Origin of the sequence: Nocardioides sp. (assembly GCF_030149505.1) — a bacterium.
Taxonomy (GTDB): domain Bacteria; phylum Actinomycetota; class Actinomycetes; order Propionibacteriales; family Nocardioidaceae; genus Nocardioides.
Genome location: NZ_JASBRN010000056.1, coordinates 13,193 through 29,242, shown reverse-complemented (window position 1 = coordinate 29,242; position 16,050 = coordinate 13,193). Strand labels below are relative to the sequence as shown.

Sequence of the window (16,050 nt, the reverse complement as noted above, 5' to 3'; positions counted from 1 at the left end):
GGCGGCCCCTGGACCGTCCACAGCCCAGCCCTGTGGCTGAGGGGTGCACACCCGGGACGTGCGGCGCGCCGCGGAGCTGTCTGCGAGGACAGGCTGGGTCCGTGGACTCCCTCCTGCGACTCCAGCGCCGGCAGGCGGGCGTCGTGTCGCGCGGCCAGGCCCTGTCAGCCGGACTCGATGCCGTCTTCGTGGAGCGGATGCTGCGCCGGCGGGAGTGGGTGCGGGTGCACGACGGTGTCTACGTCGACCACACCGGCCCGCTGTCGCAGCGGCAGCGCGAGTGGGCTGCGCTGCTCCGCTACCCGGGTTCGGTGCTCTCCGCTCAGGCCGCCCTGTCCGCGGCAGGGCTGCAGGTTGATGGCCGCCCACGGCGCGTCGACCTGGCGGTGCAGCACGGGCGCCGTGTCGCGCGGACCCCGGGGATCGCGGTGACGCAGCTGCGCTGCTTCGAGTCGGCAGCGCTGCTCGAGGCCTCGCCGCCCCGGCTGCGGGTCGAGCACGCCGCCCTGCTGGTCGCGTCTACCGCGGCCGGGGAGGACGCAGCGGTGGCAGCCATCGCCGACGTGGTCCGTGAGGGAGCCACCACGACGGACCGACTGCTCGGTGCCCTGGCCGCCCATCCCAGGCTGCCGCGTCGCGCGCTGCTCCGCGAGGTGCTGGCCGACGTGGCCGCGGGGGCACAGTCCCCGCTGGAGCGCCGCTACCTGCGCGACGTGGAGCGCGCGCACGGGCTGCCGCGGGGCGAGCGCCAGGTGCGCGAGGTCGCGCGCGTTGTCGAGGGCGAGGTCCTGCGGTGGGTGGTGCGCGACGTGAGGTATCGCGGCCAGCGCGTGCTCATGGAGCTCGACGGCCGGCTCGGACACACCGCCGCGCTGGACCGGTGGGACGACCTCCAGCGTGACCTCGACGCAGCGGTCAACGGGGACATGAGCCTCCGCGCCGGGTGGCAGCAGGTCCTCGACCGCTGTCGCCTGGCCTCGGTGGTCGGGCGCGTCCTGCAGGCGCGCGGATGGGCGGGTACGCCGGTGCCGTGCCGCTCCGACGCCTGCGTGGTCAGATCGGAGGCCGCGGCGTAGGACGGATGCTCCCGGTGAGACGTGCTCTTCTCAGGCAGGCGACCCGGGCACGCCGGTCGACTGCCCGATCTGGAGGTCCTGGCCTGAACCTGCTTCGGTGCAGGACCTCCACATCGCCGAGGACACCTCGACCGACCGGGCGTCCCGTTGAGCCGGGGCTTCGAGACGGTTGCTGCGCAACCTCCTCAACCGCCGGCTCGACCTCGGCGGCAGGCGCGGCACCAGCCGTCGGCTCGACCTCGGCCGCCGCGACCCGAGATGTGACGCAGCCCTCGCACCAGACCGAGCGCCCGGTAGGTTCGCGCCCATGGACTTCGCACCCTCTCCCCGGGCCGCCGACCTCACCGAGCGGACCCGCGCGTTCATCGCCGAGGTCGTCGCCCCGGCCGAGGAGCAGTACCTCGCCGACCTGGCCGAGCAGCGGCGTACCGGTGACCCGTGGCAGCCGCTGCCGGTCATCGAGGAGCTCAAGGCCGAGGCGAAGGCGCGCGGGTTGTGGAACCTGTGGATCCCGAAGGACCACGCGGGGGAGTACGCCGCGAGGTTCGGCGTCGACGGGGGCGAGGGGCTCACGAACGTCGACTACGCCCCGGTCGCCGAGGCCACGGGCGGCAGCCACCTCGCGCCGCTGGTGATGAACTGCAACGCGCCGGACACCGGCAACATGGAGGTGCTGCTGAAGTACGGCACCGAGGAGCAGCGCAAGCAGTGGCTCGAGCCGCTGCTGGCCGGCGAGATCCGCTCGGCGTTCGCGATGACCGAGCCCGACGTCGCGAGCAGCGACGCCACCAACATGGCCGCGACCGCCGTCGTGCACGGCGACGAGGTCGTCATCAACGGCCGCAAGTGGTGGTCGACGGGCGTGGGCCACCCCGACTGCAAGGTCGCGGTCTTCATGGGCCTGCGCGACACCCCGGAGAACCTCGAGAACGAGCCCGGCATCGACCGCCACCACCGCCACACGATGGTGCTCGTGCCGCTGGACGCGCCCGGCGTGAAGATTGAGCGGCTGCTGCCGACGATGGGGATGTACGACGAGCCGATCGGCCACGGCGAGGTCTCCTTCACCGACGTGCGGGTGCCGGTCTCCAACCTGCTGCTCGGCCCCGGCGAGGCGTTCGCGATCGCCCAGGGCCGGCTCGGCCCCGGCCGCATCCACCACTGCATGCGCCTCATCGGCCTGGCCGAGATGGCGCTCGAGCGCGCCTGCCGCCGCGGCCTGGACCGGGTCGCCTTCGGCAAGCCGCTGGCCAACCTCGGCGGTAACCGTGAGCGGATCGCCGACGCCCGGATCGCGATCGAGCAGGCCCGCCTGCTGGTGCTCAACGCTGCCTGGAAGCTCGACGTCGGCGGCCCGCTCAACGCGCTCTCCGAGGTCTCCCAGATCAAGGTCGCGGTGCCGCGGATGGCCCTGCAGGTCATCGACTTCGCCATGCAGATCCACGGCGGCGGCGGCATGTCCGACGACCACCCGCTGGCCGGCGCCTGGACCGGCGCCCGCGCGCTCCGCCTGGCCGACGGCCCCGACGAGGTGCACCAGGGCGTCGTCGCCCGCCTCGAGCTCGGCAAGTACGGCGCCCGCCGATGAGCGAGCAGGACGGACCGCTCCGCGTCCTGGTCACCGGCGCCGCGTCCGGCCTCGGCGCCGCGCTGGCCGAGGCCTTCGAGGCCCGGGGCGACCGGGTCCTGCGCACCGACGTCTCCTACGCAGGGGACGGCGACGGCTTCCAGCTCGACATCACGAAGGACGAGGACTGGGCCGCGGCCCTGGCCCACGTCGAGCAGACCTGGGGCGGCCTGGACGTGCTGGTCAACAACGCCGGCGTCGCGGGCGGGGGGCGGCTCGACGTCGCCACGCTCGAGGAGTGGCAGTGGATCTTCGACATCAACCTCTTCGGGATGGTGCGCGGCATCCGCGCGTTCACGCCGCTGATGAAGGCCCAGGGCAGCGGCCGGTTCGTCAACGTCGCCAGCCTCGCGGGGCTCGTGCACCCCGCCGGCATGGCCTCCTACAACGCGGTCAAGGCCGCCGTCGTCGCGCTCACCGAGACCGCCGGCCACGAGCTGGCCTCGCACGGCATCAGCGCGCACGCGGTCTGCCCGGGGTTCTTCCGCACCAACCTGCTGGACTCGATGCGCGGCGCGGACAAGGCCCTCGGGCACGTCGTCGGGCGCCTGGTCACCGAGTCGCCGATCTCCGCGCAGGACATCGCGGCCGCGGTGCTCGCGGGCCTGGACGCCGGCGAGGAGCTGATCGTGCCCGACGAGCCGGCCCGCGGTGCGGTCGAGCTCAAGCGCACCGACCGGGCGTCGTACGACGCCGTCATGCGGGCGCAGGCCCGCAGTCTCGACAAGCTGGCAGGAGGACAGGCGTGAGCAGCGCCGAGAACACCGCGCGCCCCGTGCGCGACGAGGACGCGTTCGACGTCGACGCGCTCACCGCGTGGCTCGCCGAGCGCGGCGAGGGCCCGGTCACCGAGGTCCAGCAGTTCCGCGGCGGCGCGTCGAACCTGACCTACCTCGTGCGGACGGAGGCGAAGGACCTCATCCTGCGCCGGCCGCCGTCGGGCAAGAAGGCCGCGGGCGCCCACGACATGGGTCGCGAGCACGGCATCCAGGCCGCGCTCGAGCCCGTCTTCCCGTACGTCGCCACGATGATCGGCCACGAGCCCGACGAGTCCGTGCTGGGCTCGGAGTTCTACGTGATGGAGAAGGTCCCCGGGCTGATCCTGCGCCAGGACCTCCCCGAGCCGCTCGCTCCCGAGGAGGCCGACGCGCTGTGCGGTCGGGTCCTCGACGTGCTGGTCGCCCTGCACTCCGTCGACGTCGCGTCGGTGCCCGAGCTGGCGGCGCTCGGCAGGGGCGAGGGGTACGTCGGGCGCCAGGTCCGCAGCTGGATCCGTCGCCTCGACGGCTCGCGCACCGAGGACACGGGCGACTGGTCCGACGTGCTGGCCTGGATCGAGGAGCACCAGCCGGCCGACGTCGGCCAGGTGCTGATCCACAACGACTACCGGCTCGACAACCTCGTGCTCGACGAGGACCTCCAGGTGCGCGCCGTGCTCGACTGGGAGCTCGCGACCGTCGGCGACCCGCTGATGGACCTGTCCTCGATGATCGCCTACTGGGTCGAGGCCGACGACGACGACCTGTTCCAGCTCTTCCGCCGGCAGCCCTCCAACGCGCCGGGCATGTGGACGCGCCGCGAGTGGGTCGACCGCTACTGCGCGCGCACCGGCCACGCCCCCAGCGAGCGGGACCTGGTCTTCTACGAGGTCTTCGGGTTGTTCCGGCTCGCGGTCATCGCCCAGCAGATCTGGTACCGCTACGTGAACAAGCAGACCACCAACGAGTCCTACGCCCTGCTCGGGCAGGTCGTGTCCTACCTCGAGCAGCGCTGCCGGCGGCTGGTGACCGAGGCCAGCACCGGCAGTGGGGCCTGATGGGGCAGCTGCTGCTGGTCCGGCACGGCCAGGCCTCCTTCGGGGCCGAGGACTACGACGTGCTGTCGGAGACCGGCTGGGAGCAGGGCCGCCGGCTCGGCGCGCACCTCGCGGCTGCCGGCGTACGCCCCACCGTGCTGCTGCGCGGCGGGATGCGGCGCCACCGCGAGACCCTCGAGGCGATGCTCGAGGGGGCCGGCTGGGCCGCGCCCGCCGGTCCTGCCGTGGAGGAGGACGCCCGCTGGGACGAGTTCGACCACCTCGGCGTCGTCGCCCGCTTCCCCGACCTCCCTGCCGACCCGTTCTCCCTGGACCGCAAGGAGTTCCAGGCGCTCTTCGAGCGGGCCACCGAGCTGTGGACCTCCGGCGGGGAGGGGTACGACGAGTCCTGGCACGACTTCGGAGCCCGCACCTCCGCCGCGCTGGCCGACGCGGTCGCGCGCAGCGGCAGCGGGCAGACGGTCGTCGTGGTGACGTCCGGAGGTGTCGTCGGCCTGGTGGCCGCCGGCCTGCTCGGGGTCTCCGGCGCCGCCCTGCCCGACACCTGGCAGCGGCTCAACACGGTCGCGGTCAACTCCGGGGTCACCCGGGTCCTCGTCGGCCCCCGCGGCACCCGGCTGCTGACCTTCAACGAGCACGAGCACCTGGCCGGGGAGCTGCTGACCTACCGCTGAGCTCGCGCGGGCAGCGCGGAGCCTGCCTCCCGTAGCGCGTGGCCGGTCGGGCCCCTCGATCCGTGCGGCCGGACCGGGCGCCGATAGCGTCGCGAGCATGCCGGCCCAGCTCTTCAACGCCGTCGTCGCGATCGGCCTCGGGACGGTCGTGTCCGTGCTGCTGTTCGTCCCGGTGGCGGCCTACCAGTACCGCCGCGACGGCGAGCTGAGCCCTCGTGACCTCACGGTCCTAGTCTCCGCGGCCGTCTACAGCGTGGCGCTGTGGACCTACACCCTGCTGCCGCTGCCCGACCGCGGGTCCTTCCGCTGCCGGGTGCCCCAGACCGAGCTGTTCGGCACGATCGAGGACATCGGCGGTCCGGCGGACGGGCTGCAGGTGCTCCTGCGCGACCCGGTCCTGCAGCAGGTGCTGCTCAACGTGCTGCTCTTCGTGCCGTTCGGCGTGCTCGTCCGGCTGGTCCTGCAGCGCGGCGTGCTCGCCTCGACCGTCGCGGGCTTCTCGGTGTCGCTGTTGATCGAGCTGACCCAGCGCACCGGTGTCTGGGGGTTCTTCGGCTGCGCCTACCGCAAGTTCGACGTCGACGACCTGCTCGTCAACACCCTCGGCGCGCTCGTCGGGGCGCTGCTCGCGCTCCCGCTGCGGGAGCAGCGCGACCAGCCCAGGCCGCTGCCCACCCGGATCACCTGGGGGCGCCGGATGGTCGGGATGGTGTGCGACGGCCTCTTCGTGCTCCTGGTCGGCGGGCTGGTCGCCGGGTTGTGGCGCGGGCTCATGCTGTTCGTTCTGGACACCAGCCCGCACCGCGACGTCCAGTGGGTACTCCAGTGGACGGTCCCGTTCGCGATCGAGGCGGTCCTCGTGCTCGGTCGCGGACGCACGTTCGGCGAGCTGGTCGTGGCGGTCACCACGCGCACCGACCGCCGTGGCTGGACCGCCCCGGCGCGGCTGCTCAAGCTCGCCGCCGGGGTCGGCCCGGTCTACCTGCTGGTCATGGTGCCGCCGCAGGTCCCCGGCCGCGAGTGGCTGCTGGCGGCCTACCTCGTCCTCACCGTCGTGGCGACGACGGTCCCCGACCACCGCGGGCTCTCGCACACGGTGGCCGGGCTGCGCCTGGAGGTGGAGGGGCGGTCCCTCAGACGAGCTTCTTCAAGATCCCCAGCGGGGCGTGCTTCATGACCACCGACAGCGGCGCCCACGGCAGCGCAGGCACGCACGCGTCGTCGACCTGCTTCTCGATCGCGGACACCATCGCCCGCACCCCCTTGTCGGTGGGGACCATGAGGGGGGTCGACTGCTGGACCTTCTCGTTCATCTCCGAGGCGATGTAGCCCGGGTAGAGCACCGTCACCTTGATCTTCTTCTGCAGCGGGGTGCCGTGCAGCTCGGTGCGGATGCCCTCGGCGAGGTGGGCGACGCCGGCCTTCGTGGCGGCGTACGTCGTCAGCGACTTGGGCATCCCGCGCATCGCCGACATCGACGAGATCATCACCAGGTGCCCGTGGCCCTGCGCGCGGAAGACCTCCATCGCGGCCTCGGTCTGCGCCAGGGCCCCGAGGAAGTTGGTGACGGCGGTCTCGCGGTTGGCGTCGGCGCGGCCGGTGCCGATCGCCGCGCCCTTGCCGAGACCGGCGTTGACGACGACGCGGTCGAGGCCGCCGAGCTCCTCGCGCAGGGCGTGCACCACCGTGTGCACGGCCTCGTGGTCGGTCACGTCGAGGGCGGTCACCGCGACGCGGCGCTCGGGGTGCGCGGCGAGGATCTCTGCGCGCAGCTCCTCCAGCCGATCGGTGCGCCGGGCGCAGAGGGCGAGGTCCTCGCCGCGGGCGGCGAGCTGGCGGGCCATCTCGGCGCCCAGGCCGGAGCTGGCGCCGGTGATCAGGGTCGTGGTCATGGGGACAGTCTCGCTGCGGCGTACGACATCGGGAGGCGAGCGTTCGGAACTGACGTCTCAAGGGTTCGGAACTGACGGTTCGGCGGTGCGGAACTGACGGTTCGGCGGTGGCGGTTGCATACCGGGTAGGCAGGGGGCTACGGTCGGTACATACCGGGTAGGCACTGCGATGGGCGCCGTGCTCCCGGCACCTCGGGAGGAGCCGACCGTGTCGGTCAAGCACGCGCTGCTGTCCCTGCTGGAGCAGGAGCCGATGTACGGCTACCAGCTGCGGCAGGAGTTCGAGAGCCGTACCGGCGGCACCTGGCCGCTCAACGTCGGGCAGGTCTACACGACCCTGACCCGGCTCGAGCGCGACGGGCTGGTCGAGGCCGCCGGCGAGGACGAGGACGGCCACGAGCGCTGGCGGCTCACCGAGAGCGGTCACGAGGAGGTCGCGACCTGGTTCACGACGCCGGTCGCCCGCACCCAGCCGCCGCGCGACGAGCTGGCGATCAAGCTGGCGCTCGCGGTCACCGTGCCCGGCGTCGACGTCGGCACCCTGATCCAGCGCCAGCGCAGCGCCTCGATGACCGCGCTGCAGGACTACACCCGGCTCAAGCGCCAGGCCGGTGCCGAGACGAGCCCCGCGCGCGCCGACCTGGCCTGGGGCCTGGTGCTCGACTCGCTGGTCTTCGCCGCCGAGGCCGAGATCCGCTGGCTGGACCACTGCGAGACCCGACTGCGCCGCGCTGCCGTGCAGGACGCCGGGACGACCACTGCCGCGCGCTCCGCTCCGACCTCCGAGATGGCCCCGGCCTCCGCGTCGGTCGACCGCCGGAAGGGAGCACGCCGATGAGACCCCGCGCCCTGCCCGTGGCCCTCGTCGCCCAGCTGACCCGCAGCGAGGACCGCTGGCTGCGGCACTCCGCGGAGCGGCTGCGCGACCGCACCCGCCCGCTGCGCCGACCCGCCCCGACCGCGCTGGCCCGCCGGCCGCGCCGCAGCACGGACGAGGAGGCCGGCCGATGAGCGCCGACCTCGGCACCGCCGCCCTGCGGCTGCTCGACGTCCACCGCGTGCACGGCGAGGGCGAGGCCCAGGTGCACGCCCTGCGCGGCGTCACCTTCGCCGCTCACCCCGGCGAGCTCGTCGCGGTCATGGGCCCCTCGGGCTCGGGCAAGTCCACCCTGCTCACCATCGCCGGCGGCCTCGACGAGCCGAGCTCGGGCGTCGTCGAGGTCGAGGGCGTCGACCTGACCGCGCTGGACCGCTCCGAGCGGGCGCGCATGCGGCGTACGTCGGTGGGCTACGTCTTCCAGGGCTTCAACCTCATCCCGGCCCTCACCGCGGTTGAGAACGTCGCGCTGCCCCGGGAGCTCGACGGCGTCCGTGCCTCGCGTGCCAGGCGCGAGGCGATGCAGGCGCTGGAGGAGGTCGGCATCGCCGCGCTGGCCGACCGCTTCCCCGACGACATGTCCGGCGGTCAGCAGCAGCGCGTCGCGATCGCGCGGGCCGTCGTGGGCGAGCGCCGGCTGGTCCTGGCCGACGAACCGACCGGGGCGCTCGACAGCGAGACCGGCGAGGAGATCCTGCGGCTGCTGCGCGCCCGGTGCGACGCAGGCGCCGCCGGCGTCCTGGTCACCCACGAGGCCCGGCACGCGGCCTGGGCCGACCGGGTCGTCTTCCTGCGCGACGGCGTGGTCGTCGACGAGTCCGGCAGTGCGCCGGTCGAGGACCTGCTCGGTGCCGGACGGCTCGGATGAGCGGGCGCTTCTCGGCAGCGGTGGTCGGGTGGCGGCTCGCGCTGCGCCTGGCCGCCCGCGAAGCCCGACGCGCACGCGGGCGCAGCCTGCTGACGCTCGTGATGATCGCCCTGCCGGTCACCGCGGTCTCGATCGCCGACACCGTCTACGCCACCGCGGAGGTGTCCGGCCTCGAGGTGGTGGAGCGGCGGCTCGGGGCGGCCGAGGCGCGGGTCGACGCCGCGGACGCCAGCGGCGACGCCGTCGTCTTCCAGCTGCCCGACCCCGAGAACGGCATGGGCTGGGGCGGGGGTCGGGGTGGTGAGCCGCTGACCCTGGCCGAGGTCGAGGACCTGCTCGGCCAGCGGCCGGTTGCTCCGATCTCCGAGGGCTCGGTCCGCTACACGACGGCCCTGGGCAGCGGCGACGCGGAGGTGCTGGAGACCTCCCTCGACGACCCGCTCACCGCGGGCCTCGTCGAGCTCACGAGCGGTCGCTGGCCGACCAGCACCGACGAGGTGGTCGTCAACGGGTACCTCCTGGGACGCGAGCCGGGCGAGCAGCTCGAGCTCTCCCGCGGGATCAGCCTGGAGATCGTCGGCACCGCCGAGAGCGGCTCGACCACGGGCCGCGCCCGGGCCTACGGCCTCCCGGGGGCCTTCGACCTGGGTGAACCCTCCAGCTGGCTGGTCGGCGGCGACCCGGTCGCGTGGGCCGACGTCCGTGACCTCAACGACCTCGGCGGCGTCGTGACCTCGCGCGCCGTGCTGGCCGACCCCCCGCCGGAGTCCGCGCTCGCGCCGGAGGTCCGCTACGGGCAGGACCTGCTCGACGGGCCGCTCGTGGCCAGCCTCGTGCTGGTCGTGGTGATGGTGCTGCTCGAGGTGGTGCTCCTGGCCGGTCCGGCCTTCGCCGTCGGCGCACGCCGCCAGTCCCGGACGCTCGCGCTGGTCGCGGCCGCAGGGGGCACGCCGCGACAGGCTCGACGCGTGGTCCTCGCCTCGGGCGTGGTGCTCGGGATGCTGGCCGCCCTGCTCGGGCTGGTGCTCGGCGTGCTCGGTGGCGCCGCCGCCGTACCGTTCGCCGAACGGATCACCGACCAGCGCTTCGGCCCCTTCGACGTCCAGCCCTGGCACCTGCTCGGCGTGGCCGCCTTCGGCCTGCTGAGCGCCCTGCTGGCCGCCGCGGTCCCGGCCTGGCTGGCCTCCCGCCAGGACGTCGTCGCGGTGCTCGCCGGCCGGCGAGGGGATGCGGCGCCCTCGCGACGCTCGCCCCTGCTCGGCCTCGCGCTGCTCGGCCTCGGTGTCGCCGGGGCGGCGTACGGCGCCTCGCGCGGCACCGCGGGCGGCGGCGAGATCCCGATCGCTGCCTCGGCGATCGTCTGCGTGCTGGGGATGATCCTGCTCGTCCCGGCAGTGGTTTCGGCGGTCGCCCGGGCCTCCCGCCACCTGCCGCTCTCCCTGCGGCTGGCGGCCCGCGACGCCGCCCGGCACCGCACCCGCACCGTCCCGGCGGTGGCCGCGGTCGCCGCCACCGTCGCCGGGGTCGTAGCGCTGGGCGTGGCGATCAGCAGCGACGAGGCGGAGAACCGCGAGAGCTACACCGCGACCCTGCCCGAGGGCACGGGCCTGGTCGTCGACTACCGCAGGAACCCCGACTACGAGCAGATCGAAGCCGCCCTGGCCGACGTCGCGCCCGACCTGGCCACGCAGCGTCTGGTCGGGGTCGACCCCGAGCACGGGCGCTACACGGAGGTCTCGTTCCGCTCAGCAGGCTCCGGCGCGGGCGACCGACCGGGGGAGGTCGTGCTCTCCTCGTGGGGCGGCGCCCTGGACGCCAGCGTGCTCGTGGCCGACGAGGTGCCCGACGTACTCGTGGGTCTGGACCAGGAGCAGCGCGCCGCGGCCGACGAGGTGCTCAGCGAGGGCGGCGCGCTGGCCTTCTTCGGAGCCGGCAACGGCCTCGGGCCCGACGTCGGGGACGGCGCCGACAGTGTCAGGGAGGGAGTGGGTCGCGGGGCGGTCGTGCTGCGGGTGCGGGGGCCGGAGGGCTCCCGCCGCGTGGTGGAGGTGCCGACGTTCTTCGTGCCGGTCGAGGGCGACTACGCGCCGATCCAGGGCGTGCTGTCCACCCGCACCGCCGAGCGGCTCTCCGCCCCGGTCCACGACGCCGGCCTGGTGCTGGCGGGCCCGGTGTCGCGCGCCGTCGAGCAGGACGTCTCCGAGGTGGTGCAGGGGATGGCCGGCCAGCGGTCCAGCACCTACGTCGAGCGTGGTTACGAGCCGGGCGCCGAGACGGTGGTCGTGCAGCTGGTCCTCGGTTCCCTCGGTGCCGTCCTGATGCTCGGCGGCACCCTGACCGCCACGTTCCTCGCGCTCTCCGACGCCCGCCCCGACCTCGCCACGCTGTCGGCCGTCGGGGCCGCACCGCGCACCCGGCGCGGGGTGGCGGCGGCGTACGCCCTGGTGGTGGGTCTGGTCGGCGCGGTGCTCGGGGCGCTGGTCGGCGCCGTGCCGGGGGTGGCCATCACCTACCCGCTGACCGGTCCCGTCGACCTCGGGGCCGGCACGCCGGCAGGACCGAGCCACTACCTCGACGTGCCGTGGCTGCTCGTCCTCGGCGTCGTCGTCGGGCTGCCTCTGCTCACCGCCGTCCTCGTGGGCCTCACGGCCCGGTCCCGGCTGCCGCTGACCGCCCGGCTCGACTGAACGCGCACGTCAGCACAAAAAGACAGGGTTGACTGTTTGTTAGTCCGACCCCCAGGATGAGCGCGTGGTGACCGCAGCGACGACCCGGGTGCCCCAGGAGGAGCGCTCCCGGGCCATGCGCGCCCGGCTCCTGGAGGCGACGGTCGAGCTGCTCGTCGAGCGCGGGTTCGCGGGCACCAGCACGACGCTGGTCAGCGAGCGTGCGGGGGTGAGCCGCGGAGCGCAGCTGCACCACTTCCCGACCAAGAACGACCTGGTCGTGGCCGCGGTCGAGCACCTGACCGCCGTGCGCGGTGCGGAGCTCGAGGCGGCCGCCGCGGCGCTGCCCAGCGGTGGCGGGACCCGGGCGGTGCTGACCCTGCTCGGCGACCACTTCACCTCGCCGGTCTTCACCGCCGCGCTGGAGCTGTGGGTCGCCGCGCGCACCGACCCGGCCCTGATGGAGGCCGTGGCGCCGCTGGAGCAGAAGGTCGGCCGCGAGGTGCACCGCCTCACCGTCGAGCTGCTCGGCGCCGACGAGTCGGTGCCCGGCGTCCGCGAGCTGGTGCAGGCCACCCTCGACCTGGTCCGCGGCCTCGGTCTGGCCACCACCATCACCGACGACCGCCGCCGCCGCGAGCGGATCCTCGACCGCTGGGCCCAGGTGATCGACCAGGCCCTCGACGCCGCCCCCGGGCCGACCTCCGACGCGACCGACGCACGAGCCACCCGCGCCACCTCCGCCCATGCCACGCCCGCCACCCCCAGGGAGACGACCTGATGAGCCTGCTCGACGACCTGCTGGCCGACCTCACCGCCGAGGGCGACGCCCTGCGCGCCGTGGTGACCGGGCTGGAGCCCGACGCCTGGTCCACCCCCACGCCCGCGCCCGGGTGGACCGTCGCCCACCAGGTCGCGCACCTGGCGTGGACCGACGAGCAGGCCGTCGCCGCCGCCCGCACCACCGACCCCGAGCGCTGGCCCGACGGCAAGCAAGTGTGGGACGCGATCGTCACCGCCGCCCTGGCCGACGTCGACGGCTTCGTCGACGCGGGCGCCGAGGAGCTGGCCGCAATGCCGACCGCGGAGCTGCTGGCCCGCTGGGACCAGGGCCGTACGGCGCTGGGCGAGGCCCTCCGGGCGGTGCCGGCCGGCGCGAAGATGCCGTGGTTCGGCCCGCCGATGTCGCCGGCCAGCATGGCCACCGCGCGCTACATGGAGACGTGGGCGCACGCCCTCGACGTCTACGACGCGGTCGCGAACCCCGCGGCCGAGGGCGGCCGCCCGCTGCCGACCGACCGGATCAAGCACGTCGCGCACCTGGGCATCCGCACCCGCGACTTCGCCTACTCCGTCCACGAGCAGACCCCGCCGGCCGAGGAGTTCCGCGTGGAGCTCACCGCGCCCAGCGGCGCGGTGTGGACCTGGGGCCCCGAGGACGCCCGGCAGCGGGTCAGCGGCTCGGCGTACGACTTCTGCTGCCTGGTCACCCAGCGCGTGCACCGCGACGACACCGACCTGGTCGCCATGGGCGAGGACGCCGAGCACTGGCTCACCATCGCGCAGGCCTTCGCCGGCCCGGCCGGCGGCGGACGGGAGAAGCAGGCATGAGCGCCGAAACCGCCCGCAGCTTGCTCGTCGGCAACTGCTCCGGCTTCTACGGCGATCGCCTCTCGGCCATGCGCGAGCTGGTCGACGGCGCCCTCGAGGACGGCCGCCCGATCGACGTCATCACCGGCGACTACCTCGCCGAGCTGACCATGCTGATCCTCGGCAAGGACACGATGAAGGACCCGGGCCTGGGCTACGCCCGGACCCACCTGCGCCAGCTCGAGGACTGCCTCGGCGACGCGGTCGAGAAGGGCATCCGGATCGTCACCAACGCCGGCGGCCTCAACCCCGCCGGCCTGGCCGACAAGGTCCGCGAGCTCGCACAGGGTCTCGGGCTCGATGTCGCGGTCGCCCACGTCGAGGGTGACGACCTGCGTGCCCGCGCGCAGGAGCTGGGATTCCCGGGCGCCCTGACCGCCAACGCCTACCTCGGCGGCTTCGGCATCGCCCGCGCGCTCGACACCGGCGCCCAGGTCGTCGTCACCGGCCGGGTCACCGACGCCGCGCTCGTCGTGGGCGCGGGCGCGTCCCACTTCGGCTGGACCCCGGCCGACCACGACGCCCTCGCGGGCGCGGTCGTCGCCGGGCACGTCATCGAGTGCGGCACCCAGGCCACCGGCGGCAACTTCAGCGGCTTCCGCGCGCTGATGAAGGCCGGCATGGACCCCACGAAGCCGCTCGGCTTCCCCGTCGCGGAGCTGCACGCCGACGGCTCGAGCGTCATCACCAAGCAGGCGGGCACCGGCGGCGCGGTCACCGTCGACACCGTCACCGCGCAGCTGGTCTACGAGATCCAGTCCACGCGCTACCTCAACCCCGACGTCACCACCCACCTCGACACCGTCCGGCTCGAGCAGCTCGGCACCGACCGCGTCGGCATCTCCGGCACGGTCGGGTCGCCGCCGCCGGAGAAGCTCAAGGTTTGCGTCAACGAGCTCGGCGGCTGGCGCAACTCCATGGAGCTGGTGCTCACCGGTCTCGACGTCGAGGCCAAGGCCGACTGGGTGCGCGAGCAGGTCTCGCCGCGCCTCACCGCGCAGAGCGTCGAGTGGAGCCGCGTGACCCTCCCCGAGGCCGACGCCGACACCGAGGAGGCCGCCTCCACGCTGCTGCGCTGCACGGTGAAGGACCCCGAGCCCGGCCCGTGCGGCAAGGGGTTCACCGGCCCGCTGGTGGAGAACGCCCTGGCGTCCTACCCCGGCTTCACCATGACCACCCCGCCCAGCCAGCCCACGCCGTACGGCGTCTACCGACCGGCGTACGTCGAGCGCAGCGCCGTCGAGCACGTCGTGGTCCTGCCCGACGGCACCCGCGAGGTCGTGCCCGACCCCGAGGTGACGGCCGAGGCCGTCCACACCGCCGGGCTGCGTCCCACGCCGTTCCCGGCGCCCGCCGACACCCTCACGCGGCGGATGCCACTCGGGACCTTCGTGCACGCGCGCTCCGGCGACAAGGGCGGCGACGCCAACGTCGGGCTGTGGGTCGCCCATGACGGCTCGCCGTCGTACGACGCCCGCGTGACCTGGCTGGCCAAGCTGATGAGCCCGCGCAAGGTCCGCGAGCTCGTGCCCGAGGCGGCGGCGCTGGGCGAGGACGCCGTCGAGGTCCACATGCTGCCGAACCTCGGCGCCGTGAACATCGTGATCAAGGGGCTGCTCGGCGACGGTGTCGCGGCCTCAACCCGGTTCGACCCGCAGGCCAAGGGCCTCGGTGAGTGGATGCGCGCCCGGAGCGTGCACGTGCAGGAGGAGCTGCTGTGAACCCGTCCATCGTCAACGACTCGCCTGTCTTCGCCCTCGGGGCGGAGTTCACTCGACGAGAGATCGCCCCGCATCTCGATGCGTGGGAGGAGGAGGGCATGCTGCCACGCGACCTCCACCGCAGTGCCGCCCAGCAAGGGATCCTTGGCGTGGGATTCCCCGAGGAGTTCGGCGGTTCCGGGGGCGATCTGCAAGACACCAACGACTGCCAGGAGGGGCTGCTGACCGCCGGCGGCTCCAGCGGCGTGCTGGCGTCGCTGTTCACCCACGGGATCGCGTTGCCACACATGGTCGCGGCAGCGCAGCGGGAGGAGGGTGCGGACTGGGCGGGCTTGGTGGAGCGGTATGTCCGACCCACACTCGAGGGGCGGATGATCGGCTCCCTCGCGGTGACCGAGCCGGGCGGCGGGTCCGATGTCGCGGGAATCCGGACCACAGCCGTGCGCGACGGCGACCACTACGTGGTCAACGGCGCCAAGACCTTCATCACCTCCGGGGTGAGGGCCGACTTCGTAACGACTGCGGTGCGTACCGGTGGCCCCGGGCATGCGGGGGTCTCACTGCTCGTCGTGGAGAAGGACACGCCCGGATTCACCGTTGACCGGGCACTTCGCAAGACTGGCTGGCACTGCTCGGACACCGCCGAGCTGGCCTACGTCGACGTGCGGGTCCCCGTCGAGAACCTCGTCGGTCGCGAGAACACCGGGTTCTACCAGATCGCCGAGCAGTTCGTGGTCGAGCGGATCGGGCTCGCCGTGCACGCCTACGGGATCGCGGCTCGCGCGCTGGATCTCACCGTCGCCTACGCCCACGACCGGCACACCTTCGGCCGTCCGCTGGTGGCCAACCAGGTGGTCCGGCACAAGCTGGTCGAGATGCGACGCGAGGTCGAGGTGGCACGCGCCTACGCGCGCGATGTCGCCGGTCGCCACATCGCCGGCGAGAACGTCGTGGCTCAGGCCTGCCTGGCCAAGCAGACGGCGGTCGATGCTGCCACCAAGGTCACATACGAGGCGGTCCAGCTGCACGGAGGCACCGGTTACATGCACGGCACCGAGGTCGAGCGACATGCGCGCGACTCCCGCATCCTGCCCATCGGCGGCGGTGCCAGCGAGGTCTTGGCCGACCTCGCAGCGAAGCTGTTCGGTTACAGCCCACGCAAGAGGGTCGAACAGTGAGGATC

At 73.8% G+C, this 16,050-nt stretch carries 15 protein-coding genes; 14 read left to right on the top strand and 1 reads right to left on the bottom strand.

Annotation, left to right across the window (positions count from 1 at the left end; all coding sequences use genetic code 11):
* The first annotated feature begins 101 nt into the window (after positions 1-101).
* The 6 genes from Q1V71_RS12375 to Q1V71_RS12350 all read left to right on the top strand — a co-directional run bounded on the left by Q1V71_RS12375 (position 102) and on the right by Q1V71_RS12350 (position 6,370).
* Positions 102-1,076, top strand: a complete 975-nt coding sequence (locus Q1V71_RS12375; RefSeq protein ID WP_300644125.1) for a type IV toxin-antitoxin system AbiEi family antitoxin domain-containing protein — start codon at positions 102-104, stop codon at positions 1,074-1,076.
* Between the two features lie 307 nt (positions 1,077-1,383).
* Positions 1,384-2,664, top strand: coding sequence for an acyl-CoA dehydrogenase family protein (locus tag Q1V71_RS12370; protein ID WP_300644124.1), 1,281 nt, complete (start codon positions 1,384-1,386; stop codon positions 2,662-2,664).
* Positions 2,661-3,452, top strand: a complete 792-nt coding sequence (locus Q1V71_RS12365) for an SDR family NAD(P)-dependent oxidoreductase (protein ID WP_300644123.1) — start codon at positions 2,661-2,663, stop codon at positions 3,450-3,452. The genes Q1V71_RS12370 and Q1V71_RS12365 overlap by 4 nt, the downstream gene beginning before the upstream one ends.
* On the top strand, positions 3,449-4,519 hold the full coding sequence (locus Q1V71_RS12360; RefSeq protein ID WP_300644122.1) for a phosphotransferase family protein: 1,071 nt from the start codon (positions 3,449-3,451) through the stop codon (positions 4,517-4,519). The genes Q1V71_RS12365 and Q1V71_RS12360 overlap by 4 nt, the downstream gene beginning before the upstream one ends.
* Complete coding sequence (locus Q1V71_RS12355) at positions 4,519-5,193, top strand: phosphoglycerate mutase family protein (protein WP_300644121.1); 675 nt, start codon at positions 4,519-4,521, stop codon at positions 5,191-5,193. Before Q1V71_RS12360 ends, Q1V71_RS12355 begins: the two co-directional genes overlap by 1 nt.
* A gap of 97 nt (positions 5,194-5,290) precedes the next feature.
* A complete protein-coding gene (locus Q1V71_RS12350; RefSeq protein WP_300644120.1) occupies positions 5,291-6,370 on the top strand; it encodes a VanZ family protein in 1,080 nt (359 codons plus the stop codon).
* Here the strand turns inward: Q1V71_RS12350 and Q1V71_RS12345 are convergent.
* On the bottom strand, positions 6,327-7,085 hold the full coding sequence (locus tag Q1V71_RS12345) for an SDR family oxidoreductase (RefSeq protein WP_300644119.1): 759 nt from the start codon (positions 7,083-7,085) through the stop codon (positions 6,327-6,329). The two genes, Q1V71_RS12350 and Q1V71_RS12345, sit on opposite strands and share 44 nt — an antisense overlap.
* 208 nt (positions 7,086-7,293) lie before the next feature.
* Between Q1V71_RS12345 and Q1V71_RS12340 the strand changes: the two genes are divergently transcribed.
* From Q1V71_RS12340 to Q1V71_RS12305, 8 genes are all read left to right on the top strand, one after another.
* On the top strand, positions 7,294-7,923 hold the full coding sequence (locus tag Q1V71_RS12340) for a PadR family transcriptional regulator (protein ID WP_300644118.1): 630 nt from the start codon (positions 7,294-7,296) through the stop codon (positions 7,921-7,923).
* Entirely contained in the window at positions 7,920-8,096 is a 177-nt protein-coding gene (locus Q1V71_RS12335) for a hypothetical protein (RefSeq protein ID WP_300644117.1), read from the top strand. The genes Q1V71_RS12340 and Q1V71_RS12335 overlap by 4 nt, the downstream gene beginning before the upstream one ends.
* Complete coding sequence (locus tag Q1V71_RS12330; protein WP_300644116.1) at positions 8,093-8,830, top strand: ABC transporter ATP-binding protein; 738 nt, start codon at positions 8,093-8,095, stop codon at positions 8,828-8,830. Before Q1V71_RS12335 ends, Q1V71_RS12330 begins: the two co-directional genes overlap by 4 nt.
* Entirely contained in the window at positions 8,827-11,517 is a 2,691-nt protein-coding gene (locus Q1V71_RS12325) for an FtsX-like permease family protein (protein WP_300644115.1), read from the top strand. Before Q1V71_RS12330 ends, Q1V71_RS12325 begins: the two co-directional genes overlap by 4 nt.
* Positions 11,518-11,581: 64 nt before the next feature.
* Entirely contained in the window at positions 11,582-12,277 is a 696-nt protein-coding gene (locus Q1V71_RS12320; protein WP_300644114.1) for a TetR/AcrR family transcriptional regulator, read from the top strand.
* A complete protein-coding gene (locus Q1V71_RS12315) occupies positions 12,277-13,107 on the top strand; it encodes a TIGR03084 family metal-binding protein (RefSeq protein ID WP_300644113.1) in 831 nt (276 codons plus the stop codon). The genes Q1V71_RS12320 and Q1V71_RS12315 overlap by 1 nt, the downstream gene beginning before the upstream one ends.
* Complete coding sequence (locus tag Q1V71_RS12310; RefSeq protein ID WP_300644112.1) at positions 13,104-14,867, top strand: acyclic terpene utilization AtuA family protein; 1,764 nt, start codon at positions 13,104-13,106, stop codon at positions 14,865-14,867. The genes Q1V71_RS12315 and Q1V71_RS12310 overlap by 4 nt, the downstream gene beginning before the upstream one ends.
* On the top strand, positions 14,864-16,045 hold the full coding sequence (locus Q1V71_RS12305) for an acyl-CoA dehydrogenase family protein (protein WP_300644111.1): 1,182 nt from the start codon (positions 14,864-14,866) through the stop codon (positions 16,043-16,045). The genes Q1V71_RS12310 and Q1V71_RS12305 overlap by 4 nt, the downstream gene beginning before the upstream one ends.
* Positions 16,046-16,050: the final 5 nt, after the last annotated feature.

Coding starts and splice junctions, on each gene's coding strand:
- Q1V71_RS12370 (WP_300644124.1), top strand. CDS start 1,384: ATGGACTTCGCACCCTCTCCCCGGGCCGCCGACCTCACCGAGCGGACC.
- Q1V71_RS12365 (WP_300644123.1), top strand. CDS start 2,661: ATGAGCGAGCAGGACGGACCGCTCCGCGTCCTGGTCACCGGCGCCGCG.
- Q1V71_RS12355 (WP_300644121.1), top strand. CDS start 4,519: ATGGGGCAGCTGCTGCTGGTCCGGCACGGCCAGGCCTCCTTCGGGGCC.
- Q1V71_RS12350 (WP_300644120.1), top strand. CDS start 5,291: ATGCCGGCCCAGCTCTTCAACGCCGTCGTCGCGATCGGCCTCGGGACG.
- Q1V71_RS12345 (WP_300644119.1), bottom strand. CDS start 7,085: ATGACCACGACCCTGATCACCGGCGCCAGCTCCGGCCTGGGCGCCGAG.
- Q1V71_RS12335 (WP_300644117.1), top strand. CDS start 7,920: ATGAGACCCCGCGCCCTGCCCGTGGCCCTCGTCGCCCAGCTGACCCGC.
- Q1V71_RS12330 (WP_300644116.1), top strand. CDS start 8,093: ATGAGCGCCGACCTCGGCACCGCCGCCCTGCGGCTGCTCGACGTCCAC.
- Q1V71_RS12325 (WP_300644115.1), top strand. CDS start 8,827: ATGAGCGGGCGCTTCTCGGCAGCGGTGGTCGGGTGGCGGCTCGCGCTG.
- Q1V71_RS12315 (WP_300644113.1), top strand. CDS start 12,277: ATGAGCCTGCTCGACGACCTGCTGGCCGACCTCACCGCCGAGGGCGAC.
- Q1V71_RS12310 (WP_300644112.1), top strand. CDS start 13,104: ATGAGCGCCGAAACCGCCCGCAGCTTGCTCGTCGGCAACTGCTCCGGC.